Genomic DNA, 25,746 nt, shown 5'->3' with positions numbered 1-25,746 from the left:
AAATGAGATAGGGACGGGATTGTAACAGATCCTTTGCACACACATGAACGAGACCGCCGTGACCGAACAAGCCGCCGTACCCAAAGCGCCGACGCTCCCTGACGCGCAGACCGTCACCTTCGTCAAGCACTGGACAGATCGCCTGTTCTCCTTCCGCGTGACGCGCCCCGCGTCGCTGCGCTTCCGGTCGGGCGAATTCGTCATGATCGGCCTGATGGGCGATCCCGACGAGAAGACTGGCCGTCAGAAGCCGATCCTGCGCGCCTATTCCATCGCCTCCCCCTCCTGGGACGAAGAGCTGGAATTCTATTCGATCAAGGTGCCCGACGGCCCCCTGACCTCCAAGCTGCAGAACATCAAGGAAGGCGACCAGATCATCCTGCGGCCCAAGCCCGTGGGCACGCTGGTGCATGATGCGCTGCTGCCGGGCAAGCGCCTGTGGTTCTTTGCCACCGGCACCGGTTTCGCGCCCTTCGCCTCGCTGCTGCGCGAGCCGCAGACCTACGAGGATTACGACGAGGTGGTCATCACCCACACCTGCCGCACCGTGGGCGAGCTGACCTATGGCGCCGAGCTGATCGAGAACATCAAGTCCGACGAGATGCTGGCCGAGCTGATGGGCCCGGATTTCCACAAGAAGATCCGCTACTACCCCACAACCACCCGCGAAGAGAGCCCCAAGATGGGCCGCATCACCGACCTGATGCGCTCGGGCGAGGTCTTTGCCGATCTCGGCATCGACCCGATCAACCCCGAGACCGATCGCGGCATGGTCTGTGGCAACCTCGCCTTCAACATCGACATCAAGGAGCTGCTGGAGGGCTACGGCCTGAAGGAAGGCGCCAATTCCGATCCGCAGCAATACGTGGTGGAAAAGGCCTTCGTCGACTGACAGGGGGCTTTTCGGGCCGTTTGCGGGCCTTGGGGCCCCTTGCGGCCCACCACCGGCCCGGTGAGCGGCACCGCCTGCCGCGGCGGGCAAAGCCGCCCTTGATATCGCAAACAACCCCGCTTACGTGAGGGGCTGCGCGGAACCCGCGCGGCCCTTTTCTCGTTTTGCCTTTGAAACAAGCGATTTGCCGCTTGAAAACAGGCAGTTCGGGGTCTATTTTCCCGGCTCAAATCCGATCAACGATCAAAGGAACAATACCATAGCCCGCAGACCTCACAACGCGCCGCCGACTCGTGACACCGGCCCCCGCGTGAACGAAAAAATTCGTGCCCCTGAAATCCGCCTCATCGGGGCGGAAGGCGAAAACATCGGTGTCGTACCGCCCGCACGGGCGATGGCTCTGGCCGAAGAGGCCGGTCTCGATCTCGTCGAGATCTCGCCGAACGCGACGCCCCCGGTCTGCAAGATCATGGATTTCGGCAAGTTCAAGTACGAACAGCAAAAACGTGAATCCGAGGCGCGCAAGAAGCAGAAGGTGATCGAGGTCAAGGAAGTGAAATTCCGCCCGAACACCGACGTGCACGACTATCAGGTCAAGATGCGCAACGTGATCAAGTTCCTCGAAAACGGCGACAAGGTGAAGGTCACCCTGCGTTTCCGGGGGCGCGAGATGGCGCACCAGAACCTTGGTCGCGAACTGCTCGAGCGTGTCGCGGAAGACGTCAAGGAACTCGGCAAGGTCGAGAACATGCCCAAGATGGAAGGCCGTCAGATGGTCATGATGATCGGCCCGCTTCCGCGCTGATCCCATCTCTTGCAGATGTTTGTTACGCCCTCCCTTCCGGAGGGCGTTTTCATTTCCGGTCCCCGGATTTCCTTTGCCCCTCAGCCCGTCACGGGGCAAAGTTCATCCATGACCTTCATTGCCGGCTTACACCACGTGGCGATCATCTGCGCCGATTATCCCCGCTCGCGGGCCTTCTATACCGATGTGCTGGGCCTTGCGGTGATCGCCGAGAACCACCGCGCCGACCGCGACAGCTGGAAGCTCGACCTGGCCCTGCCCGGCGGTGGCCAGATCGAGCTCTTCTCCTTCCCGGAGGCCCCGGAGCGGGTCTCGCGCCCCGAGGCGCAGGGGCTGCGGCACCTCTGTTTCGCCGTCACCGACCTGGACGCCGCGATCGCGGATCTCTCGGCCCGGGGCGTTTCGGTCGAGCCGGTGCGGGTCGATGAACATACCGGGCGCCGCTTCACCTTTTTCGCCGATCCCGACGGGCTGCCGCTGGAGCTCTACGAGGCCTGACCCCGGCGCCTGACCGGGGCGAAACGGGCGTTGCCCGTGCCTCCGGCGGCCGTATTTCGGGAAAGATGAATGGCGGGGGGCGCACGCTGCGTTAACCAGGGGCATCCCGGCGATCCGCACCGACGCGATACCGACGTAATACCGACGTGATACCGACAGGGCCTTTTCGGCGGATCGGCCCTGTTAACCTTGGGGTCCGGGCTTGATTCGGGGCGCGGTGCCGTTGCGTCGGCATCGCGCCCGGTCATCTTCCGTCAGGATGTCTTACCCGGAGAGCTGCCCGCTGGCGTCCAGCGCCGCCTTGACGATGTTGTGGTAGCCGGTGCAGCGGCAGATATTGCCCTCTAGGTGTTCGCGGATCTCGGCCTCGCTGGGCTTCGGATTGGTTTTCAGCAATGAATCCAGCGCCATGACCATGCCCGGCGTGCAGAAACCGCATTGCAGCCCGTGGTTGTCCTGGAAGGCTTGCTGCAGCGAGCTCAGGCTGCCGTCGGCATTGGCCATGCCCTCGATGGTGCGCACCTCGCTGCCCTCGGCCTCGACGGCGAACATCGTGCAGGCCTTCACCTGCAGCCCGTCCACCTGCACCGTGCAGGCGCCGCACTGGCTGGTGTCACAGCCCACGTGGGTGCCGGTCAGCCCCAGCCCCTCGCGCAGGAACTCCACCAGCAGCGTCCGTGCCTCGACTTCGCCGGACAGGTCTTTTCCGTTCACCTTCAAGCTGATCTGCGGCATGCGGCTCCCCCCCCTTCGGTTGCTGGGGACAGTCAAGCACGACAGGCCCCCGGGCGGCAAGGATCCTCTAGCGCGGATCGCGGGGCTGTGGTCGCGTCGGAATTTCCTTGAGCAGGCCGCCGACGCCCATGCCCGCGATATCGGCATCCGTCACCGCGACCCCGCAGAGCACCCGCTCCAGCACCCAGTCCGCGCCGTTGAGGGCCGGGCTGCGGGCGCATCCGGGCAGGCCGATCACCGGGGTTTCGCCCAGGTTTCCCAGGAACAGCAGGTTGCCGGGATCCACCGGCATGCCGAAACGCGTGACCTGTCCGCCGGCCCGGCGCAGTGCCGCCGGCGCCACGTCTTCCGGGTCCGAGGTGGCCGAGCCGGTGAGGATCAGGATCACCTCGCCCCGCGCGGCCTTCAGCGCTTCGGTCAGCGCCACCTCGTCGTGCCGCACAAGGGCCTCCGCCTCCAGCGAGGCGCCCATCCGCGTCAGCCGCAGCGCCACCGCATCGGCGCCCTTCACGGCGCCCTCATTGCCGGGCGCCTCGCCCACAAAGGTCTGCAGCAGAACGGCTTTCCTGCGCCGTACCGGGTGCAGGCGCAGCGCCCCCCGTGCCTCGGCACAGGCTGCGGCCAGCACCGCGCCGGGCACCGCATAGGCGATGATCTTGACCGTCGCCACCATGCCCCGCACCGCCATCCGCTGCCATTCCGGCACCGTCGCCACGGTGATCATCGGGTGCACCGCGTTCACCGCTCGGATGCCTGCGGCGATCACCTCGGCCACCCCCGGCGTGGTGGCATGGATGTTGACCCGGCCCGTGGCGGCCCGCCCCAGGCGCAGGCCCGCGGCCTCCGGATCCGGCACCAGAGCCCGGGCCAGCTGTTCGGCCGCCGCGTCCTCGTGCACGTCGCCCGGCTCGAGCCGGGCCGCGATCACCTCGGTCACCCCGGCCTCCGCCAGCCGCCGCAGCGCCTCCTCCCCGAGGATCAGCCCCTTGCGCAGCCGCCCGCCCGGCAGATCGAGCGAATGGGCCAGCACCGCGCCCTGCGCCCCGGCCACCGGCAGGGGGCCGAACTTCACGCGCCCTTCCTCAACACCTGCAGCATCTCGGCGAGGATCGACACGGCGATCTCCGCCGGCCCGGCCGCGCCGATATCGAGGCCGATCGGCCCGTGGATCCGCGCCAGCTCCGCCTCGGGAATGCCCGCCGCGATCATCCTCTCGCGGCGGCTCGCCTGGGTGCGCTTGCTGCCGAGAGCACCGATGTAATAGACCTCCGAGCGCAGCGCCTCGATCAGCGCCGGATCGTCCAGCTTCGGGTCATGGGTCAGCAGCACCAGCGCCGTGCGCGCATCGAGCCCCAGCGCCTGCACCGCCTCGTCGGGCCAGTCGTCAAGGATCCGCTCGCCGGGAAACCGCGCCGCCGAACCGAAGCTGCCCCGCGGGTCGATCAGCACCGGGTCATAGCCCGCGACACGCGCCATGGGCACCAGCGCCTGGGCGATATGCACCGCTCCCACGATCAGCAGCCGCAGCGGCGGATTGTGCACGCAGACAAACCGCCCATCCTCCTCGAACCCACTGCGATCCATCCGGAAACGTTCGGGAAATTCGTCCCGGGCCAGGGCCTCTGCCGCGCCTTCCCGGCCAGAGACCAGGGCCACCGCCTGTCGCGCCGCCCGTGCCTCGACCAGCTCGGCCAGAAGCGCCTCCGGCAGGGCACTGCCCACCGGCTGCACCATCACCCGGATCGTTCCGCCACAGGCCAGCCCCACGGCAAAGGCATCGCCGTCGCTGACGCCGTATTCCAGCATCCGCGCCCTGCCCTCTTCAAGCGCCTCCAGCGCCTCGACGACCACCGCGCCCTCGACACAGCCGCCCGAGACCGAGCCCGCGATCTCGCCCTCGCCGCTGATGGCGAGCTGGCTGCCCACCCGGCGCGGGGCGCTGCCCCAGGTTTCCACCACCGTGGCCAGCGCCGCGCCCTTGCCGGCGCGGTGCCACTCCAGTGCGGTTTCGGGAATACTGTCGAACAGGTCCATGGCGTGCCCCTCTCTTCCGGGGCAAATCTGCGCCAGCCTCCGATCATGTGCAACCACCCCATTGGTCTTGCCGACATCGTGAAACGCCGCTGCCTCCGGGCCCCGGCACGCAGGGACCGCCGGAGATCCTCCGGCGGCCCGCTTCTGCCCCGTGGCGCCCTCTGCGGCGCCGCGTCTCCTTTGCTGTCGCGCTGACCCTTATTCGGCGGGCAGATCCGCGGGCTGGCCCTGGCCCGACAGCCGCTCCGGCAACACCCAGGCCACGAAGATGAAGACCGCGCCGAGGATCAGGCCGAGCACGTCGCCCCGCATTGCCAGGATCCCCTCGTAGCCCGCGCCGGGCACCGTGCCGAGGGTGACCTTGCCGCCGGCGATGTCATCCAGCAGCCCGCTGGCCTTCCAGGCCGGATAGGTGCCCATGTAGGCCGCGGCCCCGAGCAGCCCGCCCATCAGGAAGAAGAGCGCGTCCTTGCGCCCCGTGGCGGCCGCCGCCACGCCGGTGCCCGGGCAATAGCCCGAGATCGCCCAGCCAAGGCCGAGGACCAGCCCGCCAAGGAAGACGCCCACATAGGCGGCCTTCACGCTCATGTGCCCCACGTCGACGAGGCCCGCCATCTGCCCCGCGAACATCAGCACCGAGCCCACGCCGATGGCCAGCAGTATCGTCTTGGCCAGCGCCAGGTTTGTCAGGTTCAGCATCCGCGCGATGCGGTTCGGGTCGGTTGCCCCAACCCGGTCGAGCGCTGCGCCAAAGCCCGCGCCCAGGATGATGGCCAGAAGGATTTCCATGGCTCAGGCCTCCTTGCGATAGATCTGCAGCGCGGTGGGGATGGCCGCCGCAAAGGCCCCCGCCGCGAAAATGTAGCCCGAGAGCGATGTCTGCATCATGCCCGACATCATGTGCCCCGAGGTGCAGCCCCCCGCAAGGCGCGCGCCGTAAAGCGCCGCGACCCCGCCCGCAAAGGCCAGCGCATAGCGCTTCCACCGGCTGTCGCCCATGTTGGCGCGCCAGACCGCCGGCACCGCGCGTTCGGCCCGGTCCACCCCGCCCCGCAGCATCGCCGATGCAAAGGCCCCCAGCGCCATCGCCAGCACGAAGATGAAACTGTAGTTAATGGGATCGGCCGCTTCCTTAGCGTATTTGCCACCGGACTTCGCCATATATGCATTATCCGAGGTCCAGTTGCCGTCGACCTGCTGAATGAAATCCGGTTGCACCGCATCCGCCACGATCCCGTCCAGGATCACGAACTGCGTCGAGACGCCGATCGGTTTCACCAGCAACACGGCGAGAAAGAATACCAGCCCCAGCACCAGCCCGCCGGTCTGCCAGCTCAGGGGTTTCCAGTTTGACGACATTGCCGCCTCCCATCCTAAACACATTCTCAATCTGTTATATATTTATTCTGGAATTTGAATTTGATGTCGATCAAGTGGGCGGCCATTACCTCCGGCGGCCCACTACCTCCGACGGCCCGGCATGAAAAAGGGGCCGCCCCTTCAGGCAGCCCCTTCCGTCGATTTCAGTCTGATCAGCCGTCCTGCAGCAGCGGTGTGATGCGGCGCACGGCGGCGCGACGATTGGCGCGCTCATCGGCCTGGGTCTGCACCTTCAGGTCGCTCTCGCCATAGCCCTGCACGATCATGTTCTCCGGCGGCACGTCGAAATACTCCGTCAGCGCCAGGGCCAGGCTCTCGGCCCGCCGGTCCGACAGGGCCAGGTTGTAGCTCGCCTTGCCCACCGCGTCGGTATGCCCCTCGACCAGGAAGACCTCGGCCGGATTCTCCGCGATCATCTCGCGCATCGCCTCGCCCAGCGCCGACAGGGCACGGGCTTCCTGCGGCTGGATCACCGCGCTGCCGGTGGCAAAGTTGATCTGATCGACCGAGATTTCCGGCACCAGGGCCCGCACTGCGCTGATGTCCCGCACCTGGCTCAGGGAGAACCGGCGGTTCACCCCGGCCTCACGGGCAAGCGCCTGTTCCAGCGCGGAAACATCCGCATCGCGGTACTCGACCACACGCTCGCGCGGCCGCGGCAGATCCTCCACGCGCACCTCTTCGATGCGTTGCGTGTCATCAAACAGCACCACCTGCTGCCCGTCCGGCAGCACCCGTGTCCGCTGCAGCACGGTGCCGTCCGCAGCGCGGATCGTCACCACCTTGCTGCCGTTCTGGCGGGTCACCGTGCTGCGGGTCGACCCGTCGTTGAAGGTCTCGGTGCGCACCGCGTTGCCCGGCTGACGCAACAGCGTGTCGTCGTCCTTCAGCACCACGTACTGCCCGTCGCGCTGCACCACCACCCGGTCGCCCGAGTTCGAGACGACCTCGTCGCCATTGTCGAGGATCGAGCCCACCGCATAGGCCCCAAGGCCGGCCAGCGCCGCCTTGGCCAGCGTGTCCAGCAGCTGGTTGCCCTTGTCGTTGTCGGCCTGCTGGGTTTCCTGTGCCGGTTGCTGCATCGCGGGCGCCACGGTCTCGTTGACCGAGGTGCCGAATTCCTCGTCCGACGACCGCGCAGTCTCCTCGGTAACGGTCTCTTCCTGCACCTGGGCGGCCTCCGCGTCTTCCAGCAGGGCGTCCGAGGCGCGGCGCTGTTCCTGTCGCTGCTCGGTGATCTCGGCCTGCTGCTTGGCCGTGGCCTGGGGCACTTCGGGGGCCTCCGCAGGGGCTTCCGCAACCGGCTCCTGCGCAGGCGCCTCGGCCGGCTGTTCCGCCGGTGCCTCTGCCTGCTGCTGCGGCGGCTCGGCGGTCTCGACGGTCTTTGCAGGGGCCGCCGGTGCTTCGGCCTGCTCCGGCGCAGGCTCGGCTTCCGTCGGCTTTGCAGGAGCTTCCGCGGTTTCGGGTTCCGGCGCGTTTTCAACGGCTTCCGGCACCACTTCGGCCTGTTCGCCGGTGGCGCGGATGTCATCCGGATCGCCGCTCTCGCTCAGCGACGCGGTCCCGGTTGAATCCGCCTCGACGCGCCCTTCCGGAGCCGCTTCGGGCTGCGCGTCAGGTGCATTCCCGGCTGTTTCCGGGGCGCCGTCACCCTGGCGGTTCTGCTGGCCCGGAGCAGCTTCGTTCGCCGCTCCGTTCGGGGTTTCATTCCCCGCCGGCCCACCATTGTCCTTGCCGCCGTCGCGGGCCTCTTCGGCGCGCTCCTGTCCCGTGGCCTTCGGCGTATCGCCTTCTGCGGCTTTAGGGGCCTCGGCAGAGGTCTCACCGGCCGGCGGCATCGCCTCTTCGGCGGCCCGCTGCTCTTCTTCCAGCTTCTTGCGCAGCTGCTCTTCGGTCAGCTCCGAATTCGCCTCTCCGGTCACGGCCGGGGCGTCATTTCCGCTGGTGTCCTGCGCCACCACAGGCATCGGGGCGGCCAGCGCCACGCAGAGCGCCAGCGCCGTGGTGTTCCTGAACAGAGACATCTTCATCGTTACGTCCTTTCCCGCCGCTCCAGTGCGGCTCTCCGGACAAGCCAACACGCGAGAGCGCAGGAAGTTCAGTTTGTCACGCATTCGTATTGGCGAATTCGTGCCGCCTGGCCGCGCAGCAATCCCATCAGGCGGTCCTTTTCGCCTGCATCGTCGGGCCGCGAAATCACCTCGGCCAGCGCCTCGAGCGAGGCCACGGAATGACCGGCGCGAAAGCTGTCGACATGGGGCAGCATCGCGGCGATCCCGCGGGCCTTCGGCGCGAACCCCTCCCAGCGCAGCAGGGGGTTCAGCCAGATCAGCCGCCGGGCCGACAGCTGCAGCCGCTCGGTCTCGCGCGCCAGGTCCTCCGGCGCGTCCCGGTCCAGCCCGTCGGTGATCAGCAGCACCACCGCGCTCTGCCCCATGACCCGCCGCGACCAGTCGCGGTTGAAGGCATGCAGGCAGTGCCCGATCCGCGTGCCACCCTCCCAGTCCTGCGCCTCGGCCCCCGCCGCGGCCAGCGCCGCATCCACGTCGCGCTGCCGCAGGTGGCGGGTGATATTGGTCAGCTGCGTGCCAAAGGTAAAGGCATGCACCTGCGCCCAGCCCTGCCCCCTGCGGTTCGACACCGCGTGGAGAAAGTGCAGGATCATGCGGGAATACTGGCTCATCGACCCGGAAATGTCGCAGAGCACCACCAGCACCGGCCAGCGCGGGCGCGGCACCTGCCGCGGCAGATGGCGGATCTCTCCGCCCTGCCGCATCGCCTCGCGCAGCACCCGCGCCCGGTCGATCCGCCGCCCTGTCGCACTGGCCTGTCCACGCCGCGAGGGAAGCGGTTTCACCGGCAGGCTCAGCCGCGCCAGCATGCGCTTCGCCTCCGCGATCTCCTCTGTGCTCATCTGTTCGAAATCGAGGCTCCGCAGGCGCTCCTCGGCCGACATCGTCAACGCTGCATTTACCTCCAGCCGGGTCTCACCTTCTTCCTGCTCCGGCGGCTCGACGGGCCGGTCCGCTCCGTCGAGCAACGCCTCCGAGGCGCGTCTTTCGGCCGCCTCCGCATGGCGCTCCTCTGCCACCCCGCGCACCGCCGGCAGCATCATCGCCATCATGTGCTCCATGTAGCGCGGGTCGCGCCAGAACAGCCGGAAGACCTGCGCAAAGACCCGCGCCTCCTCGGGCCGCGTCACGAAACAGGCCCGCAGGGTCCAGAAGAAATCGCGCCTTTCCGAAAAGCCCACGGCCTCGACCGCGCGCACCGCCTCGATAACCCGGCCCGGCCCGATGGGCAGCCCCGCCTTGCGCAGGGCCCGGGCGAAATGGGTGATATTCGCCATCAACTGCGGGTTTGCGGGCAGGTCAACTGCGGAATACTCCGGCATCTCAGCGCCCCCAACCCCTGTCGTCACCACCTTGGTCCTTGCGCATCTCCCCGGGCTCCTCTCTCCCCAAGCTGCCCCCTGCGGGGCCACGACCCACCATCGGGCAAGGCCGCCCTTCAGGCCGGCGCCAGCGTCGCGCGGGCCTCGTCAAGAAGGCGCTTCGCCTCGGATCCCTGCAGGCGTGCAATGTCGTCCTGGTACTTCAGGATCGCCCCCAGCGTGTCGGCGATGGTCTCCGGGCTCAGGGCAATGACGTCGAGCGCCAGCAGGCACCTGGCCCAGTCGATCGTCTCGGCAACGCCCGGGGTCTTGAACAGGTCCTCGGTGCGCAGCCGCTGCACAAAGGCCACGATTTCCCGGCTCAGCGCCTCGCTGGCCTCCGGGGCCCGGGCGCGCAGGATTTCCATCTCGCGCGGGAAATCCGGGTAGTCGACCCAGTGATACAGGCAGCGCCGCTTCAGCGCATCATGCACCTCTCGCGTGCGGTTCGAGGTGACAATGACGATGGGCGGCTCCGGCGCGCGGATCGTGCCCAGCTCGGGGATCGTCACCTGGAACTCCGAGAGCGCCTCCAGCAGGAAGGCCTCGAAAGGCTCGTCGGTACGGTCCAGTTCGTCGATCAGCAACACCGGCGGCCCCTCCGCATGGGGGCGCATGGCCTGCAGCAGCGGCCGCTCGATCAGGTAGTCGGGCCCGAAGAGCTCCTCTTGCAGGGCCTCGCGCACGGCCCCGCCGGTGGCCTCTGCGGTGCGGATCGCCACCATTTGCGCAGGGAAATTCCACTCGTAGACCGCCGTGGCCGCATCCAGGCCCTCGTAGCACTGCAGCCGGATCAGCCGCCGGCCCAGCGCCGCGGCCAGGGCCTTTGCGATCTCGGTCTTGCCGGTGCCGGGGACCCCCTCCAGGAACAGCGGCCGCCCCAGCCGCAACGCCAGGAAGGTCACCGTGGCCAGCGGCCTGCCGCAGATGTAATCCTGACCGGCCAGAAGGCGCTGCACCGCGTCGATGCTCCCTGTCCCCGCTGCTGACATCTCGTCCATCCCCGCGCGCCCTCCTTGCCGTCACTCGTTCCGGTCAGCCTGCACCCGCCACGCCCGAGGTCAAGGGCGACCAAGGTCGCCAGAAGGGCGATGCCGGCGATTGACCCCGCCGCGGCCCGTTGCCATGGTCTGCCCATGATGCGCGCCTGCACCCTCCCCCCCCGGCTCCCCGCCGCCCGCTGCCTCCGGCTGCGCTGAACCATGCGGTTTCTCGCCATTCTCACCCTGCGGAACGAGGCCGCCTTCCTGCTGGAATGGCTGGCCCATCACCGCGCCATCGGCTTCACCGATTTCCTCGTCTTTTCCAACGACTGCCAGGATGGCACCGATGTGATGCTCGACAGGCTCGCCGCAATGGGCCTGCTCACACATGTCCGCAACGATGGCCCCTACGATCAGCGCGGCATCCAGTTCACCGCCCTGAAACAGGCCGACCGCCTTGCCCCGGTGCAGCAGGCCGACTGGATCCTGACCTGCGACATTGATGAATTCGTCAATATCCACGTGGGCGACGGCACCCTGCCGGCGCTGACGGCCGCCCTGCCCGAGGCCAGCGCCATCGCCCTGGGCTGGCGCCTCTTCGGCAATGCCGGAGTGGTCGATTATGCCGATGCCCCGGTCACCGGGATCTTCACCCGCGCGGCTCCTGAAGTGCTGCACTGGCCCTGGCGGGCGGCGATGTTCAAGACCCTCTACCGCAACGACGGCACCTACCGGAAACCCGGCGTGCACCGTCCGCGTTCTCCGCATCCGGAGCGCGTCGCACGTGCGCAATGGTTCGACAGTCACGGCCGCCCGCTGCCGGACCGCTTCCGCACCGAGGGGCTCTTCCTCCCCTTCGGGCGGCCCAACTACGGGCTGGCCCAGCTGAACCATTATGCCCTCGGCGCGATGCAGAGCTTCCTGCTCAAGGCCGACCGCGGCCGGGTCAACCGCAGCCGCGATCCCATCACCATGGACTACTGGGTCGAGCGCAATTTCAACCAGGCCGAGGACCGCAGCATCCTGCGCCACGCCGCCGCGCAACAGGCGGAACGCGAACGCCTGATGGCCGATGCGGAACTCGCCCGACTGCATGCCGAGGCCGTGGCCTGGCGCTATGCCCGGATCGCCGCGCTGATGCTTCAGGAAGAACCGCGCAGCCTGATGGCCCGCCTGCTCATGACCCCACCCAGCCGGGCGCTGACCGCCGCCGAGGCACAGCCGATCATCCGCGCGGCCATCACCGCCCAGGGCATGTCCCCGCCCCTGGGCTGAACGCCGGCTGAGAGGGCCGCATCACACCTCTGTCCCATCCGTTTCTCAATTTCGCCCGATTGTGCGCCTAGGCCTGCGGCATCCCCCGCCGCCAAGCCGAATCCCCGGCCAGCCCGACACGAGTTCCCGATGCCGAAATCCCCCCTGCCGGATCTGCCCGCCACGCTCGCCGGGATCAGCGACGGCGCCTGGCACCAGACAATGGCCGAGCTGGGCGCGCGCCACGGCATCTTCTACCCGCTGGGCAAGCGCCATTCCTCCATGCTGATCGAGGCCGGCTCCACCCTGCTGGTCACCTTCGAGTCGATCCAGGGCATCCGCGACCGCAGCCCCACGGCCCGCCCCGCCGGCTGGCACATGGTCGAGGACTACGGCTGGTCGCACCTCGCGGTCTTCTCCGACGGCGAGACCTGGTTCCGGGATCCGGCAATCCACGCGGGCCTCGACAGGCTGGTCGACGACGGTTTCTACGACGACTACGATCAGGTGGTCTTTTTCGGTGTCGGCCCCGGCGGCTATGCCGCCTGCGCCTATTCGGTCACCGCCCCCGGCGCACGGGTCCTTGCGCTCCGTCCCCAGGCAACCCTCGACAACCGCCTGGCGGGCTGGGATCACCGTTTTCCCGACATGCGCCGCACCTCCTTCAACGACCGCTACGGCTATGCCCCCTTCCTCAGCGAGGCGGCGCGACAGGTCATCCTGGTGCATGACCCGGCCAACCCGCTCGATGCCATGCATGCCTCGCTCTTCACCGGCGCCAACGTGCTCGATCTCAGGCTACGCAACCTCGACGCCCCGGTCGACCTGCACCTGCAGCGCATCGGTGCCCTGCCCCCGATGATCGCGCTGACCGCCCGGGACGACACGCAGCTCGCCGACCTCGCCCGGGTGGCCCGGCTCCGGCGCGACGATCTGCCCTACCTGCAGCACCGGCGCGATCAGCTCCTCGGCCGCGGCCGCAGGTATCGCGCCCACGCGGTGGCCGAAAACACCGCCCGGCGCCTCGGGTTGCCCGGTTTCCGGCTCGACCCGGCGGGCATCGCGCCGGCGCCCGGCCCCGGCGACCCCGCCTCCCGTCCTCGGGGCTGACCGCCCCAGGCACCGAATCCGCTCAGGAAACACTGGCGCTTTTTCAGAGCTTCGGTTAATCGGCCCATATGACCGACAGCCTCACCATCCACCGTCCCGACGACTGGCACCTGCATCTGCGCGATGGCGAGATGCTGAAGGCCGTCCTGCCCGAAACCGCCCGTCATTTCGCCCGGGCGATCGTCATGCCCAACCTGGTGCCCCCGGTGGTGACCGGCGCCCAGGCCGGCGCCTACCGCGACCGGATCCTCGCCGCGCTGCCCGAGGGCATGCGCTTCGAGCCCCTGATGACCCTCTACCTCACCGAAGAGACCGACCCCGCGGATGTCGCGGCGGCCGCGGCCTCCGGCCTGGTCAAGGCGGTCAAGCTCTATCCCGCCGGTGCCACCACAAACTCCGCCTCCGGCGTGCGCGACTTCCAGAAGGTCCGTCCGGTTCTGGAACGCATGGCCGAGATCGGCCTGCCGCTCTGCACCCACGGCGAGGTGACCGACCCCGACGTCGACATCTTCGACCGCGAGGCGGTCTTCATCGACAAGGTGCTCGACCCGCTGCGGCGCGACGTGCCGGAACTGCGCGTGGTGATGGAGCACATCACCACCTCCGATGCCGCCGATTACGTGCGCTCCGCGCCTGCGGGGCTCGGCGCCACGATCACCACGCACCATCTGGTGATCAACCGCAACCACATCCTGGTGGGCGGCATCAAGCCGCATTACTACTGCCTGCCTGTCGCGAAACGTGCCACCCATCAACAGGCCCTGCGCAAGGCCGCCACCTCCGGCGACCCGCGCTTCTTTCTCGGCACCGACAGCGCCCCGCATGTCGATCCGGCCAAGGAATGCGCCTGTGGCTGCGCCGGCTGCTTCACCGCCACCAACACCCTGGCGATCCTGGCCCATGTCTTCGAGGAGGAAGGCGCGCTCGACAAGCTCGAGGGCTTCACCTCGCTGAACGGTCCCGCCTTCTACCGCCTGCCGGTCAATGCCGAGACCATCACGCTTGTCCGCGGCGAAAAGGACTACCCGGCCAAGATCGTCGGCGGCGACGGCCCTGTCACCGTCTTCGACCCCGGCTTCACCCCCGCCTGGCACGTGGCGGACTGATCGGTTTCCCTGTTTCAAATATCCCCGCCGGAGGCGCACCTGAACTGGCGCTTCCGGCGGAAGCCCCAGGCCTCCGGCGGGGATATTGAAAAACAGGGAAACACCAAGACCATTCGAGAGGACACCCCGATGATCCCCAGCTCCTACCCGTCGAAAGAAGAGATCGCCCGTCTGACCGCGGGCATGCTGCTCGATATCCAGGCCGTGCACTTCAACGCCGACGAGCCCTTTACCCTGGCCTCCGGCCTGCCCTCGCCCACCTACATCGACTGCCGCAAGCTGATCTCCTTTCCGCGCATCCGCTCGGCGCTGATGGATTTCATGACCTGCACGGTGATGCGCAACGCCGGCCTCGAGGCCTTCGACAACATCGCCGGGGGCGAGACCGCGGGCATTCCCTTCTCGGCGCTGGTGGCCGAGCGAATGGCGCTGCCGATGACCTACGTGCGGAAAAAACCCAAGGGCTACGGCCGCAACGCCCGCATCGAGGGGCTGATGACCGAGGGCCAGCGGGTGCTTCTCGTCGAGGACCTGACCACCGATGGCGGCTCCAAGCTCTCCTTTGTCGATGCCATCCGCGAGACCGGCGCCACCTGCCAGCATACCGCGGTGATCTTCTACTACGGCATCTTCGAGGGTACCGAGGAGAAGCTGGCAGAGCATGACATCTCGCTGCATTACCTCTGCACCTGGTGGGACGTGCTCGCCGAGGCCCGCTCCCGCGGCACCTTCACCGATGCGACGCTGGACGAGGTCGAAGCCTTCCTCAAGGCACCGCGCGCCTGGCAGGAGGCCCGCAAGGGCTGAGACCTGCCTGCCCGGTGCGCGGCATCTGCGGATATTCGCCGCATCCCCGCTGCAACCTCCGGGTGCAACCTGGCACATTCAGTAACATCTTGACGAAAGCGGGCCCTCTGCCACATCATGTGGTAGGAGGCCCGAACTTCACAGGTTATCCACAGGATGTTCACGCATTTATACAATTTGCGTCGGCCCCTGTGGATTGGCTAAGGAGTGGCTCCATTCGGGGGACGTCCGCAGCAACGACTCGGACATCTGAGGCAGGTTTGCCGCGCGACGTGTGGGAGCGTCGCGTGGCCGGCACCCCCCCGATCTTGGCAGACAGGCAAGGCACCCTTGGCCGATCCGGGCCACGGGGCACAGGGACAGGCAGAGAATGAACGAGATCAGCACTTTCAATCCGACGGGCGCGGACGTGCAGTTGCCCGATACGATGCCGCATTCCGTCGAGGCCGAGCAGCAGCTGCTCGGCGCCATCCTGACGAACAACGATGTCTATGACCGCATCGCGCAGGTCATCAGCGCCCAGCACTTCTATGATCCCGTCCACGCCCGCATCTTCGAGATCGCGGCGGCGCGGATCGCCCGCAACAACCTCGCCTCGCCCGTCACCCTCAAGGCCTTCATGGCCGACGACGAAGGGCTGAAGGAACTCGGCGGGCCCGCCTACCTCGCCAAGCTTGCGGGGGCTGCCGTCTCCTCCTTTGCCGTGCGCGACTACGCCCAGATGATCTATGACCTGGCCGTGCGCCGGGAGCTGATCCGCCTGGGGCAGGACATCTCGGCCGCCGCGTCCAAGGTCGATGTCGACAACGACCCCAAGGAACAGATCGTCCAGGCCGAGCAGAAGCTCTACAAGCTGTCCGAACAGGGCTCGGCCGAGTCGGGATTCGTTTCCTTCCTGAAGGCCGTGACCGAGGCGGTGAACACCGCCAACGCGGCCTATCAGCGCGACGGCGGCCTGGCCGGCATTTCCACCGGCCTGGTAGACATGGACCGCAAGCTCGGCGGTCTGCACCCCTCCGACCTCCTGATCCTCGCCGGGCGTCCCTCGATGGGGAAGACCTCGCTCGCCACCAACATCGCCTTCAACGTGGCCAAGGCCTACAAGCGCGGCATGCGCCATGACGGCGTCGAGGGCGCGGTCAACGGCGGCGTCGTCGGCTTCTACTCTCTCGAAATGTCGGCCGAACAGCTCGCCGCACGGATCCTGTCGGAGGCCTCCGAAGTGCCCTCCGAGCAGATCCGCAAGGGCGACATGACCGAGGAGGAATTCCGCCGGTTTGTCCAGGCCGCGAAGGATCTCGAGGCTTGCCCGCTCTACATCGACGACACGCCCGCCCTGCCCATCGCCCAGCTGGCCGCCCGGGCGCGCCGCCTGAAACGGACCCATGGCCTCGACCTGCTGATCATCGACTACCTTCAGCTCTGTCGCGGCACCGCCGACAACCGGGTGCAGGAAATCGCCGAGATCTCGATGGGCATGAAGGCCATCGCCAAGGAACTGAACATCCCCGTGATCGCCCTGTCGCAGCTGTCGCGGTCTGTCGAAAGCCGCGAGGACAAGCGTCCGCAGCTGTCGGACCTTCGCGAATCGGGCTCGATCGAACAGGATGCCGACGTGGTGATGTTCGTGTTCCGCGAGGAATATTACGTCGAACGCGAGAAACCTTCCGACGACAAGCTCGATGAAATCGCCGCCTGGCAGCAGCGGATGGAGCGGCTTCACGGCAAGGCCGAAGTGATCATCGGCAAGCAGCGTCATGGGCCCATCGGCACCGTGGAACTGTCCTTCGAGGGCCGCTTCACACGTTTCGGCAACCTGGTGAAACCCTGGCAGCAGGAGGCCGACGACTACTGATCGCGCGGCCCGCCCCCCGGGTCTGCCCGCCTTCGACGTCACGGCATAACACACTGGATTTTCAGCGGCTTTCAAGGGCCGCGGAACGGCGCCCCGGGGCGCCGTTTTGTACATCCCGGGGGCGGCATCAGGCGCGGCCCGAAACCATACCCGGGTTTCAAATACCCCGTCACACGACTGTCACATCCGGCTCCCCCCACCATCCTCTTTGCAACCGCGGCATTGCCCTCGGCCGAGCGCGCAATTCATGGCCGCTCGGGAACTTTTGCGTATTTCCTCAGAAAACATGGAAAGTTCGCGTCTGGAAATCTCGCGTTAAGGTAAATTGGCTAATTCTTTGAGCAGCCAAAGCGGTTTTCCCCTCCTCCACTCGCTGCACCGCAGCAAGAGCGGGCGATTGTGCTGGACAGACTCACAAAACGGACCGGACACTCTTTCTCATGCGGTATTTGTTGCTCTTCCTCCTCTCCCTGGCGCCCCTCCGCCTTCAGGCAGGGGTTTCGGATTTCACCTATGACCCCACCATCGTCGAGGTCGACGTCGAGCTTGCTCTAATGGTCGACGTTTCGCGCTCGATGACATCGCACGAACTCGAGATCCAGAGGCGCGGATATGCCGCCGCCCTGACCAGCGATGCCGTGCTCAGCGTGATCGGCCAGGGCTTTCTTGGCCGGATCGCCGTCGCCTATGTCGAATGGGCGGGGCCGAACTCGCACCGCGTCGTCGTCGACTGGACGACCATCGGCTCGCCCGACGATGCCGCCCGCGTCGCCGGCGCCCTGATGGAGAGCCAGCCCTACGGGATGCAGCGCACCTCGATCTCCTCCGCGCTGGATTACGCGGCCGAACTGATCGACGGCAACGGCTTCCAGGGGCTGCGCCGCGTGATCGACGTCTCCGGCGACGGGCCGAACAATTCCGGCGCCCCCGTGGTACCGGCCCGCGACCGGGTGCTGGCCCGCGGCATCACCATCAACGGCCTGCCGCTGATGACCGAGGAAGGCGTCGGCAGCCAGTGGACGATCAACGACCTCGATGCCTACTACCGTGACTGCGTGATCGGCGGACAGGGCGCCTTCGTCATTCCCGTCCATGACTGGGACGAATTCGCCAATGCCGTGCGCCGCAAGATCGTGATGGAGATCGCGGGGCTGCAGCCCGAGGAGCCCGAGCGCATCGTGCCCGTCATCAACCGTTCCGAGGAGGGCACCGCCCGTGTCATCCGGGTGCAGGCAACCCAGGCGCTGCCCGCCGCCGGCACCGCACCCGGCACCTACGATTGCCTTGCCGGCGAAAAGACCTGGGACCGGTTCCGCCAGAACTGGGAGCCCTGATCCCTTCCCCATCCGGAGGCCCGGCTTCCGGTTACGCCCGCACGCCGCTGCGCTTCCCCCCCCTTGCGCTCGCGTGCGGGCTGTTCCCCTCCCGCCTTTCCCCGCACCGGCGCCCGTCTCGGGCGCCCTGCGCGTTTTTCCGGCCCCCGCGGGCCGTTCTTCCGGCCTGTAAAGCACCCGTGATCCGCGCAACTGCGCCTGCGGCCGATATTCCTCTTGCGCATGGCGCGCGCTGGACCCACAAAGCGCGCATGAGTACCGCACGCCTCACCATCGACCTCGACGCGCTGACATCGAATTGGCGCATGCTTGATGCCGCCTCCGGCCCCTCCGTCGAATCCGGAGCCGTGGTCAAGGCCAATGCCTACGGGCTGGGGGTCGACAAGGTCGCGCCCGCGCTCGCCGGCGCCGGCGCCCGCCGCTTCTTCGTCGCCAGCTGCGAGGAAGGTGTCGAGGTGCGGCGCGTTCTCGGGCCCGGGCCCGAGATCAACGTCTTTTCCGGCCACATGGCGGGCGACTCGGCCATGGTCCGCGACGCCCAGCTGACGCCGATGATCAACTCCATCGACCAGATGCTGCGCCATTTCGAGGCGCTGCCCGGCCATTCCTTCGGCATCCAGCTCGACACCGGCATGAACCGCCTCGGCATGGAGCCCGGCGAATGGGATGCCCTGCGCGAGATCGCCCTGGCCCAGGGTCCCGCGCTGATCATGTCGCACCTGGCCTGTGCCGACGAACCCCGCCACCCGATGAACCAGATGCAGCTCGACGCCTTCCGCGCCATGACCGAGGGCTGCGGCGTGCCGCGCTCGCTCTCGGCCACCGGCGGCATCCTGCTCGGCCGCGAGTACCACTTCGAGGTCACCCGCCCCGGCATCGGCATGTACGGCGGCCGCCCCTTCACCGAGGCGACCCCGGTGGTCCAGCTCGACCTGCCCGTGATCCAGACCCGCCAGGTCATGACCGGCGAGGCCGTAGGCTATGGCAACGCCTGGATCGCGCCGCGCCCCAGCACCATTGCCACCGTCGCCGCCGGCTATGCCGACGGGCTGCACCGCGCCATGGCCAAGGGCGCCATGCTCTATTCCGGCAACGTCGCCTGCCCCCTCGTCGGCCGCATCTCGATGGACCTGATCACCGTCGACATCACCGACCTGCAGGAGGAGACCCCCGATTTCCTCTCGCTGATGAACGAGGTCCAGGGCGTCGACGAGCTTGCCGACAATGCCGGCACCATCGGTTACGAGCTGCTGACCGCGCTCGGCGGCCGCTACATGCGACGCTACGCCGAATAGATGTCCGTGCTGCTGACCCCCCTGGCGAGGATCGGCCGCTCCGTTCTCGGACTTCTCGCGCTGATCGGCCGCGTGGTGATCTTCACCGCCAGCACCTTCTCGCACATGCTGCGCCCGCCCTTCTACGGGCGGGAGCTCCTCTCGGCCTTCATCAACATCGGCTTTCTCTCGCTGCCGGTGGTGGGGCTGACGGCCGTCTTCACGGGCGGCGCGCTCGCGCTTCAGATCTATGCCGGCGGCGCCCGTTTCGACGCCCAGGCCGTGGTGCCGCAGATCGTCGCCATCGGCGTGGTGCGTGAACTGGGCCCCGTCATGGTGGGCCTGATGATCGCCGCCCGGGTGACCTCCTCCGTCGCCGCCGAGATCGCCACCATGAAGGTGACCGAGCAGATCGACGCGCTGGTCACCCTCTCGACCAACCCGATGAAATACCTCACCGTGCCGCGGGTGCTTGCGGCGCTGATCACCGTACCGATCCTCGTCGGCATCGGCGATATCCTCGGCGTCATGGGAGGTTACGTGGTCTCGGTGCATTCGCTGGGCTTCAACCCGGCGGTCTACATCCAGAACACCGTCAACTTCATCGAACCGCTCGACGTCATCTCCTCGCTGGCCAAGGGTGCGGCCTTCGGCGTGATCGCCACGGTCATGGGCTGCTATTCCGGCATGAACTCCGGCCGAGGCGCCCAGGGCGTCGGCCAGGCCACCAAGAGCTCGGTCGAGGCCGCCGCCGTGCTGACCCTGGCCGCCAACTTCCTGCTCACGGGGGTGTTCTTCTCGGTATGATCAGGCTCGACCAGGTAGAAAAGAGCTTCGGCTCCAACCACGTGCTGCGCGGCGTCGACCTCGAGGTCCGCCGCGGCAGCTCGATGGTGATCATCGGCGGCTCGGGCACCGGCAAGTCGGTGCTGCTCAAATGCATCCTCGGCCTCGTGCACCCGGACAGGGGGCAGATCCTCGTCGACGGCAAGGATGCCACCAAGGGCGACCGCGATGCCTTCCTGGCGCGCTTCGGCATGCTCTTCCAGGGCGCCGCCCTCTTCGATTCGCTCACCGTCTGGCAAAATGTCTCCTTCCGGCTGTTGCGCGGCTCGCTCAAGCGGCCCCGCAAGGAGGCGCGCGAGATCGCCATCGAGAAGCTGCGCCGCGTGGGCCTGACGCCCGACGTGGCAGACCGCTTCCCGGCCGAGCTCTCGGGTGGCATGCAGAAACGGGTGGGCCTGGCCCGGGCCATCGCCGCCGACCCCGAGATCATCTTCTTCGACGAGCCCACCACCGGGCTCGATCCGATCATGGCAGGCGTGATCAACGACCTGATCCGCGAGATCGTCACGGAAATGGGCGCGACCGCCATGACCATCACCCACGACATGTCCTCCGTGCGCGCCATCGCCGACGACGTCGCCATGCTGCACCGCGGCAAGATTCGCTGGACCGGCCCGGTGGCACAGATGGACGATTCCGGCGATCCCTACGTGACCCAGTTCATCACCGGCAGCGCCGAAGGTCCGATCGAAGCCGTCCGCTGAAGCCGTTTGGCGCGTCCTGCGGACACGCCAGCCTCCGGCGGGACGTATTTGTCGAAAGATGAAAGGGGGCCGGTGCACCCGGAAGGCCTGATGTCGCTTCAGTTTCCCCGCCTGCTGATCGGGGCGAACCTCTCGCTCCTGCTGCTCTTTCCGCTCTCCTGGGCGGCGCCTCTCGTGCGTGCCGGCCTGCTGCCGCTCTTCGGTCTCTCCGAGATCTCGGTGCTCTCCGGCGTGGCCACGCTCTGGTCTGGCGCCCCCCTGCTCTCGCTCCTCGTGGCACTCTTCGCGCTCATCGCCCCGATGGCCAAGACCATCGCGCTGGCCGCCATCCACTTCGGCCGTGCGCCCGCCGGCTGGCTGGCCTGGATCTCGGCACTCGGGCGGCTGGCCATGGCCGACATCTTCCTGATCGCGCTCTACATCACCCTGGCCAAGGGCATCGGCGTCGGCCGGATCGAGGTGGCCTGGGGCCTCTGGCTCTTCACCTTCTGCGTCCTGGCCTCCCTTGCCTGCTCCGCCCTGACCAAGCGCACCCTCGCCGCCCGGGGCTGACCCGCCCCGTTTCCCTGTTCCAAATATCCCCGCCGGAGGCCGCGGCCCGGAGGGGCGCGAGCAATTCCTTTGACGCCCGCCCGCCCCTCGGGCAGAAAGCGCTCCATGGCAAAACCCGTCACTTCCTTCTCCTGCACCGAATGCGGCGCCAGCTTCTCCAAATGGTCGGGCCGCTGCGAAGCCTGCGGTGCCTGGAACACCATCACCGAGGACGTGCCGCTCTCCAGCGGCCCCAAGGGCAAGACCCTGGGCGCCGTGCGCGGCAAGCGCGTCGCCCTTACCGATCTCTCCGCCAAGGAGGCCCCGCCGCCGCGCACCGCCTCCGGCATGGACGAGCTCGACCGCGTGCTGGGCGGCGGGCTGGTGCCGGCCTCGGCCGTGCTGGTGGGGGGCGATCCGGGCATCGGCAAATCCACCCTGCTGCTGCAAGGCGCCGCGGCCTTTGCCCGCAAGGGTTTGAAAACCTTCTACATCTCCGGCGAAGAGGCCTCGGCCCAGGTGCGCATGCGCGCCCAGCGGCTGGGCCTTGCCGAGGCGCCGGTGCAGCTCGGCGCCGATACCTCGCTGCGCGACATCCTGACCACGCTGGATGACGAGCGCCCCGATCTCGTGATCATCGACTCGATCCAGACCATGTGGTCCGACACCGTAGAGAGCGCCCCCGGCTCGGTCTCCCAGGTCCGCGCCGCGGCCCATGAGCTCACCACCTTCGCCAAGCGCCGCGGCGCCGCCGTCATCCTGGTGGGCCATGTCACCAAGGAGGGCCAGATCGCCGGCCCCCGCGTCGTCGAGCACATGGTCGACACGGTGCTCTATTTCGAGGGCGAGCGCGGCCACCAGTTCCGCATCCTGCGCGCGGTGAAGAACCGCTTCGGCCCCGCGGACGAGATCGGCGTCTTCGAGATGACCGGCGCCGGCCTCGCCGAGGTCTCGAACCCTTCCGCCCTCTTTCTCAGCGAACGCGGCACGCCCAGCCCCGGCTCGGTGGTCTTTGCCGGCATCGAGGGCACCCGCCCCGTCCTGGTCGAGATCCAGGCCCTCGTCGCCCCCACGCCGCATTCCCAGCCGCGCCGCTCGGTGGTGGGCTGGGACGGCTCGCGCCTCGCCATGATCCTCGCCGTGCTCGAGAGCCGCTGCGGCATTCCCTTCGCCGGCCTCGATGTCTATCTCAACGTCGCTGGCGGCATGAAGATCACCGAACCCGCCGCCGACCTGGCGGTGGCCGCCGCCATTCTTTCCGCGCGCGAAGACACCTCGATCCCCGCGGATTGCGTCGTTTTCGGAGAGATTTCGCTCTCCGGCGCCCTGCGTCCAGTGGGCCAGACGGAAAACAGGTTGAAAGAGGCGCAGAAACTTGGTTTTTCGTCGGCCATAGCACCGGCCGGCGGGAAACCCGGCAAGAGCAAGGGGCTGCGGCTGATCCAGATGTCGGATCTGACCAGCTTCGTGGGCGAGATTTTCGGCGCCGGCTAGGCGCCAGGGTAACGGGACAGGCTGAAAGACTTATGGACGGTTTCACTCTCATCGACGGCATCGTGGCCGGCGTCATCTTCCTGTCGGCCATCCTGGCCTACTCGCGCGGCTTCCTGCGCGAGGTGATGGCGATCATCGGCTGGGTCGTCGCGGCGATCGTCGCCTTCATCTTCGCCCCCGCCCTGGTGCCGCTGGTCAAGGAAATCCCCTTCATCGGCGAATTCATCGGCGACAGCTGCGAGCTCTCGGTAATCACCGCCTTCGGGATCATCTTCGCGGTGGCCCTGGCCATCGCCTCGCTCTTCACGCCGCTCTTCTCCTCGGTGGTGCAGCGCTCCGTGGTGGGCGGCATCGACCAGGCCTTCGGCTTCCTCTTCGGCGTCGTCCGCGGCGTGCTGCTGGTCGCCGTGGCCTTCTTCCTCTACTTCACGGTCCTCACCACACAGGACGTGCCCATGGTCGACAACTCGCGTTCCGCCGCGGTCTTCTCCGACATGAGCCAGAAGATCGAGGACGAGGACCCCGAGCGCCTGCTGGGCTGGATTACCACCAAGTACGAAGAGCTCACCAACGCCTGCATGGCACCGACCTGATCTCGGCGGCCTGATCTCGGCGGCCTGATCTGGGCTGCGTGATCTGGACCAACCTGATCGGCGCCCCGGCCCCCTGCAGGACGCCCAACCAAGCCCCCCTCATCCTCCCCGGCCGCGTCCCGCGCGCCGGGTTTTTTCCTGCGCTCCCCCGCGCCCCGTCATCTGGCCACAAATATCCCGGGGGTGAGGGCCGCAGGCCCGAGGGGGCAGAGCCCCCTCGTCTCTCAAACGGACCTGGGGGCAGAGCCCCCTCGTCTCTCAAACGGACCTGGGGGCAGAGCCCCCTCGTCTCTCAAATGGACCTGGGGGCAGAGCCCCCTCGTCTCTTAAATGGCCCCGCGGGCAGAGCCCCTCTTGCTTTGGCTGCAAACGCCCCCCACTGCCTCTCAGGGCATCACCTTCGGGGCGATTTCCGGCGCCCGGCCGGGTCCACCCACGGCGGGATTGCGACAGTCGCCCTTTCCATGTGATCCTTTCGTGACACTCTGCGCCGAAGGGCGTAAGAGGGCCTCGACGGACGTGACCGGATTCGGAGCAACCCCTTGCCCAAGCCCTTAAGCCACCGCCTCTGCCAGACGAACCGCAAGGTTCCCTCGCTGGACCAGGCCCCGCAATTCCTTGCCCATCCCTTCGATGACGACAAGCTGAAAGAGGAATGCGGCATCTTCGGCGTGATCGGCGTCACCGATGCCTCGAACTTCGTGGCCCTCGGGCTGCATGCGCTTCAGCACCGCGGCCAGGAGGCGGGCGGCATCGTCTGCCACCACCCGGACCAGGGCTTCAACTCGGCCCGCCGCTTCGGCTACGTGCGCGACAATTTCACCTCGCAGGACGTCATGCAGACCCTGCCGGGGCCGCTCGCCATCGGCCACGTGCGCTATTCCACCGCCGGGTCAAAGGCCGCCGCCATCCGCGACGTCCAGCCGTTTTTCGGCGAATTTTCCATGGGCGGCGCGGCGATCGCCCATAACGGCAACATCACCAATGCCGAGGCGCTGCGCCGCGAGCTGATCGAGCGCGGTTCGATCTTCCAGAGCTCGTCGGACAGCGAATGCATCATCCACCTGATGGCGCGCTCGCTGCAAAAGGGCATCCCCGAGCGCATGGAGGATGCCCTGCGTCGGGTCGAGGGCGCCTTCTCCGTGGTCGCCATGACCCGGACCAAGCTGATCGGCGTGCGCGACCCGCTGGGCGTGCGCCCGCTGGTGCTCGGCCGGGTGGCCGACGGCTGGTGCCTCAGCTCCGAAACCTGCGCGCTCGACATCATCGGTGCCGAGTTCGTGCGCGAGATCGAGCCGGGCGAGATGGTTGTCATCTCCGACAAGGGTGGCGTCGAGAGCCGGCGCCCCTTCCGCCCGCAGCCGTCCAAGTTCTGCATCTTCGAACATGTCTACTTTTCCCGCCCGGACAGCATCATCGGCGGCAAATCCGTCTATGACACCCGCCGTCGCATCGGCGTGGAACTGGCCAAGGAAGCCCCGGTGGATGCCGACCTGGTCTGCCCCGTGCCCGACAGCGGCACCCCCGCGGCCATCGGCTACAGCCAGGAATCGGGCATCCCCTATGCCATGGGCATCATCCGCAACCAGTACATGGGCCGGACCTTCATCGAGCCGACCGAGCAGATCCGGAACATGGGCGTGCGCCTCAAGCTCAACGTCAACCGCGCCCTGATCAAGGGCAAGCGGGTGATCCTGGTCGACGACTCGGTCGTGCGCGGCACCACCTCGCGCAAGATCAAGGAGATGATTCTCGATGCCGGCGCCAAGGAGGTGCACTTCCGCATCGCCTCGCCGCCCACCGCCTGGCCCTGCTTCTACGGTGTCGACACGCCGCAGCGGGAAAAGCTCCTGGCCGCGACCATGTCCGAAGACGAGATGTGCAAGTATCTCAACGTCGACAGCCTGCGCTTCATCTCCCTCGACGGTCTCTACCGTGCCGCGGGCGAGGCCGCGGGCCGCGACAATGGCTGCCCTCAGTATTGCGACGCTTGTTTCTCCGGCGAATACCCGGTCGAACCCTCCGACATGATCGAGAAGGGCTTCGAACTGAAAGCCGCCGAATAACAGCGTCTTGCA

24 protein-coding genes are annotated in these 25,746 nt (G+C 67.4%); 16 read left to right on the top strand and 8 right to left on the bottom strand.

Annotation, left to right across the window (positions count from 1 at the left end; genetic code table 11):
- Nucleotides 1–43: 43 nt before the first annotated feature.
- From AC0WR5_RS07350 to gloA2, 3 genes are all read left to right on the top strand, one after another.
- The gene (locus tag AC0WR5_RS07350; RefSeq protein ID WP_475867895.1) at nucleotides 44–892 is read left to right on the top strand and encodes a ferredoxin--NADP reductase; all 849 of its coding nucleotides are present in this window, start codon (nucleotides 44–46) and stop codon (nucleotides 890–892) included.
- Nucleotides 893–1,202: 310 nt separating this feature from the next.
- Nucleotides 1,203–1,697 carry a translation initiation factor IF-3 gene (gene infC, locus AC0WR5_RS07345; RefSeq protein WP_475867894.1) on the top strand — a complete coding sequence of 165 codons (495 nt, stop codon included), beginning with the start codon at nucleotides 1,203–1,205 and terminating at the stop codon, nucleotides 1,695–1,697.
- 108 nt (nucleotides 1,698–1,805) lie between these two features.
- On the top strand, nucleotides 1,806–2,195 hold the full coding sequence (gloA2, locus tag AC0WR5_RS07340; RefSeq protein WP_475867893.1) for an SMU1112c/YaeR family gloxylase I-like metalloprotein: 390 nt from the start codon (nucleotides 1,806–1,808) through the stop codon (nucleotides 2,193–2,195).
- Nucleotides 2,196–2,459: 264 nt separating this feature from the next.
- Here gloA2 and AC0WR5_RS07335 read toward each other — a convergent pair whose 3' ends face one another.
- The 8 genes from AC0WR5_RS07335 to AC0WR5_RS07300 form a co-directional block, all read right to left on the bottom strand.
- Nucleotides 2,460–2,930, bottom strand: a complete 471-nt coding sequence (locus tag AC0WR5_RS07335; protein WP_475867892.1) for a (2Fe-2S)-binding protein — start codon at nucleotides 2,928–2,930, stop codon at nucleotides 2,460–2,462.
- Nucleotides 2,931–2,997: 67 nt separating this feature from the next.
- The gene (locus AC0WR5_RS07330) at nucleotides 2,998–4,002 is read right to left on the bottom strand and encodes a molybdopterin-binding protein (RefSeq protein WP_475867891.1); all 1,005 of its coding nucleotides are present in this window, start codon (nucleotides 4,000–4,002) and stop codon (nucleotides 2,998–3,000) included.
- Nucleotides 3,999–4,964 (bottom strand): XdhC family protein, encoded by a 966-nt coding sequence (locus AC0WR5_RS07325; protein WP_475867890.1) that lies wholly within the window; start codon nucleotides 4,962–4,964, stop codon nucleotides 3,999–4,001. Before AC0WR5_RS07325 ends, AC0WR5_RS07330 begins: the two co-directional genes overlap by 4 nt.
- A gap of 198 nt (nucleotides 4,965–5,162) precedes the next feature.
- Entirely contained in the window at nucleotides 5,163–5,753 is a 591-nt protein-coding gene (locus AC0WR5_RS07320) for a DUF6691 family protein (RefSeq protein ID WP_475867889.1), read from the bottom strand.
- 3 nt (nucleotides 5,754–5,756) lie between these two features.
- Nucleotides 5,757–6,323 (bottom strand): YeeE/YedE thiosulfate transporter family protein, encoded by a 567-nt coding sequence (locus tag AC0WR5_RS07315; protein WP_475867888.1) that lies wholly within the window; start codon nucleotides 6,321–6,323, stop codon nucleotides 5,757–5,759.
- 173 nt (nucleotides 6,324–6,496) lie between these two features.
- Complete coding sequence (locus AC0WR5_RS07310; RefSeq protein WP_475867887.1) at nucleotides 6,497–8,374, bottom strand: OmpA family protein; 1,878 nt, start codon at nucleotides 8,372–8,374, stop codon at nucleotides 6,497–6,499.
- Nucleotides 8,375–8,442: 68 nt separating this feature from the next.
- Entirely contained in the window at nucleotides 8,443–9,738 is a 1,296-nt protein-coding gene (locus AC0WR5_RS07305) for a vWA domain-containing protein (protein ID WP_475867886.1), read from the bottom strand.
- Between the two features lie 116 nt (nucleotides 9,739–9,854).
- Entirely contained in the window at nucleotides 9,855–10,778 is a 924-nt protein-coding gene (locus tag AC0WR5_RS07300) for an AAA family ATPase (protein WP_475867885.1), read from the bottom strand.
- A gap of 201 nt (nucleotides 10,779–10,979) precedes the next feature.
- Between AC0WR5_RS07300 and AC0WR5_RS07295 the strand changes: the two genes are divergently transcribed.
- From AC0WR5_RS07295 to purF, 13 genes are all read left to right on the top strand, one after another.
- A complete protein-coding gene (locus AC0WR5_RS07295) occupies nucleotides 10,980–12,035 on the top strand; it encodes a glycosyltransferase family 2 protein (protein ID WP_475867884.1) in 1,056 nt (351 codons plus the stop codon).
- 129 nt (nucleotides 12,036–12,164) lie between these two features.
- Complete coding sequence (locus tag AC0WR5_RS07290) at nucleotides 12,165–13,124, top strand: phosphoadenosine phosphosulfate reductase (RefSeq protein WP_475867883.1); 960 nt, start codon at nucleotides 12,165–12,167, stop codon at nucleotides 13,122–13,124.
- A gap of 68 nt (nucleotides 13,125–13,192) precedes the next feature.
- On the top strand, nucleotides 13,193–14,230 hold the full coding sequence (pyrC, locus tag AC0WR5_RS07285) for a dihydroorotase (protein ID WP_475867882.1): 1,038 nt from the start codon (nucleotides 13,193–13,195) through the stop codon (nucleotides 14,228–14,230).
- Nucleotides 14,231–14,359: 129 nt separating this feature from the next.
- Complete coding sequence (locus AC0WR5_RS07280; protein WP_475867881.1) at nucleotides 14,360–15,037, top strand: orotate phosphoribosyltransferase; 678 nt, start codon at nucleotides 14,360–14,362, stop codon at nucleotides 15,035–15,037.
- 370 nt (nucleotides 15,038–15,407) lie between these two features.
- On the top strand, nucleotides 15,408–16,892 hold the full coding sequence (locus AC0WR5_RS07275) for a replicative DNA helicase (protein ID WP_475867880.1): 1,485 nt from the start codon (nucleotides 15,408–15,410) through the stop codon (nucleotides 16,890–16,892).
- Nucleotides 16,893–17,332: 440 nt separating this feature from the next.
- A complete protein-coding gene (locus tag AC0WR5_RS07270; protein WP_475867879.1) occupies nucleotides 17,333–18,226 on the top strand; it encodes a DUF1194 domain-containing protein in 894 nt (297 codons plus the stop codon).
- A gap of 251 nt (nucleotides 18,227–18,477) precedes the next feature.
- Nucleotides 18,478–19,521, top strand: a complete 1,044-nt coding sequence (gene alr, locus AC0WR5_RS07265) for an alanine racemase (protein WP_475867878.1) — start codon at nucleotides 18,478–18,480, stop codon at nucleotides 19,519–19,521.
- The gene (locus tag AC0WR5_RS07260) at nucleotides 19,522–20,307 is read left to right on the top strand and encodes an MlaE family ABC transporter permease (RefSeq protein ID WP_475867877.1); all 786 of its coding nucleotides are present in this window, start codon (nucleotides 19,522–19,524) and stop codon (nucleotides 20,305–20,307) included.
- Nucleotides 20,304–21,050 carry an ABC transporter ATP-binding protein gene (locus AC0WR5_RS07255; RefSeq protein ID WP_475867876.1) on the top strand — a complete coding sequence of 249 codons (747 nt, stop codon included), beginning with the start codon at nucleotides 20,304–20,306 and terminating at the stop codon, nucleotides 21,048–21,050. Before AC0WR5_RS07260 ends, AC0WR5_RS07255 begins: the two co-directional genes overlap by 4 nt.
- 90 nt (nucleotides 21,051–21,140) lie before the next feature.
- On the top strand, nucleotides 21,141–21,602 hold the full coding sequence (locus tag AC0WR5_RS07250; RefSeq protein ID WP_475867875.1) for a paraquat-inducible protein A: 462 nt from the start codon (nucleotides 21,141–21,143) through the stop codon (nucleotides 21,600–21,602).
- Nucleotides 21,603–21,707: 105 nt separating this feature from the next.
- Nucleotides 21,708–23,075 (top strand): DNA repair protein RadA, encoded by a 1,368-nt coding sequence (gene radA, locus AC0WR5_RS07245; protein WP_475867874.1) that lies wholly within the window; start codon nucleotides 21,708–21,710, stop codon nucleotides 23,073–23,075.
- Nucleotides 23,076–23,107: 32 nt separating this feature from the next.
- Nucleotides 23,108–23,668 carry a CvpA family protein gene (locus AC0WR5_RS07240; RefSeq protein WP_475867873.1) on the top strand — a complete coding sequence of 187 codons (561 nt, stop codon included), beginning with the start codon at nucleotides 23,108–23,110 and terminating at the stop codon, nucleotides 23,666–23,668.
- Between the two features lie 596 nt (nucleotides 23,669–24,264).
- Complete coding sequence (gene purF / locus AC0WR5_RS07235) at nucleotides 24,265–25,734, top strand: amidophosphoribosyltransferase (RefSeq protein WP_475868931.1); 1,470 nt, start codon at nucleotides 24,265–24,267, stop codon at nucleotides 25,732–25,734.
- The last annotated feature ends 12 nt before the right edge of the window (nucleotides 25,735–25,746 follow it).

The organism is Pseudooceanicola sp. DL12 (assembly GCF_056270665.1).
This window is presented reverse-complemented; position numbering and strand designations above follow the sequence as displayed.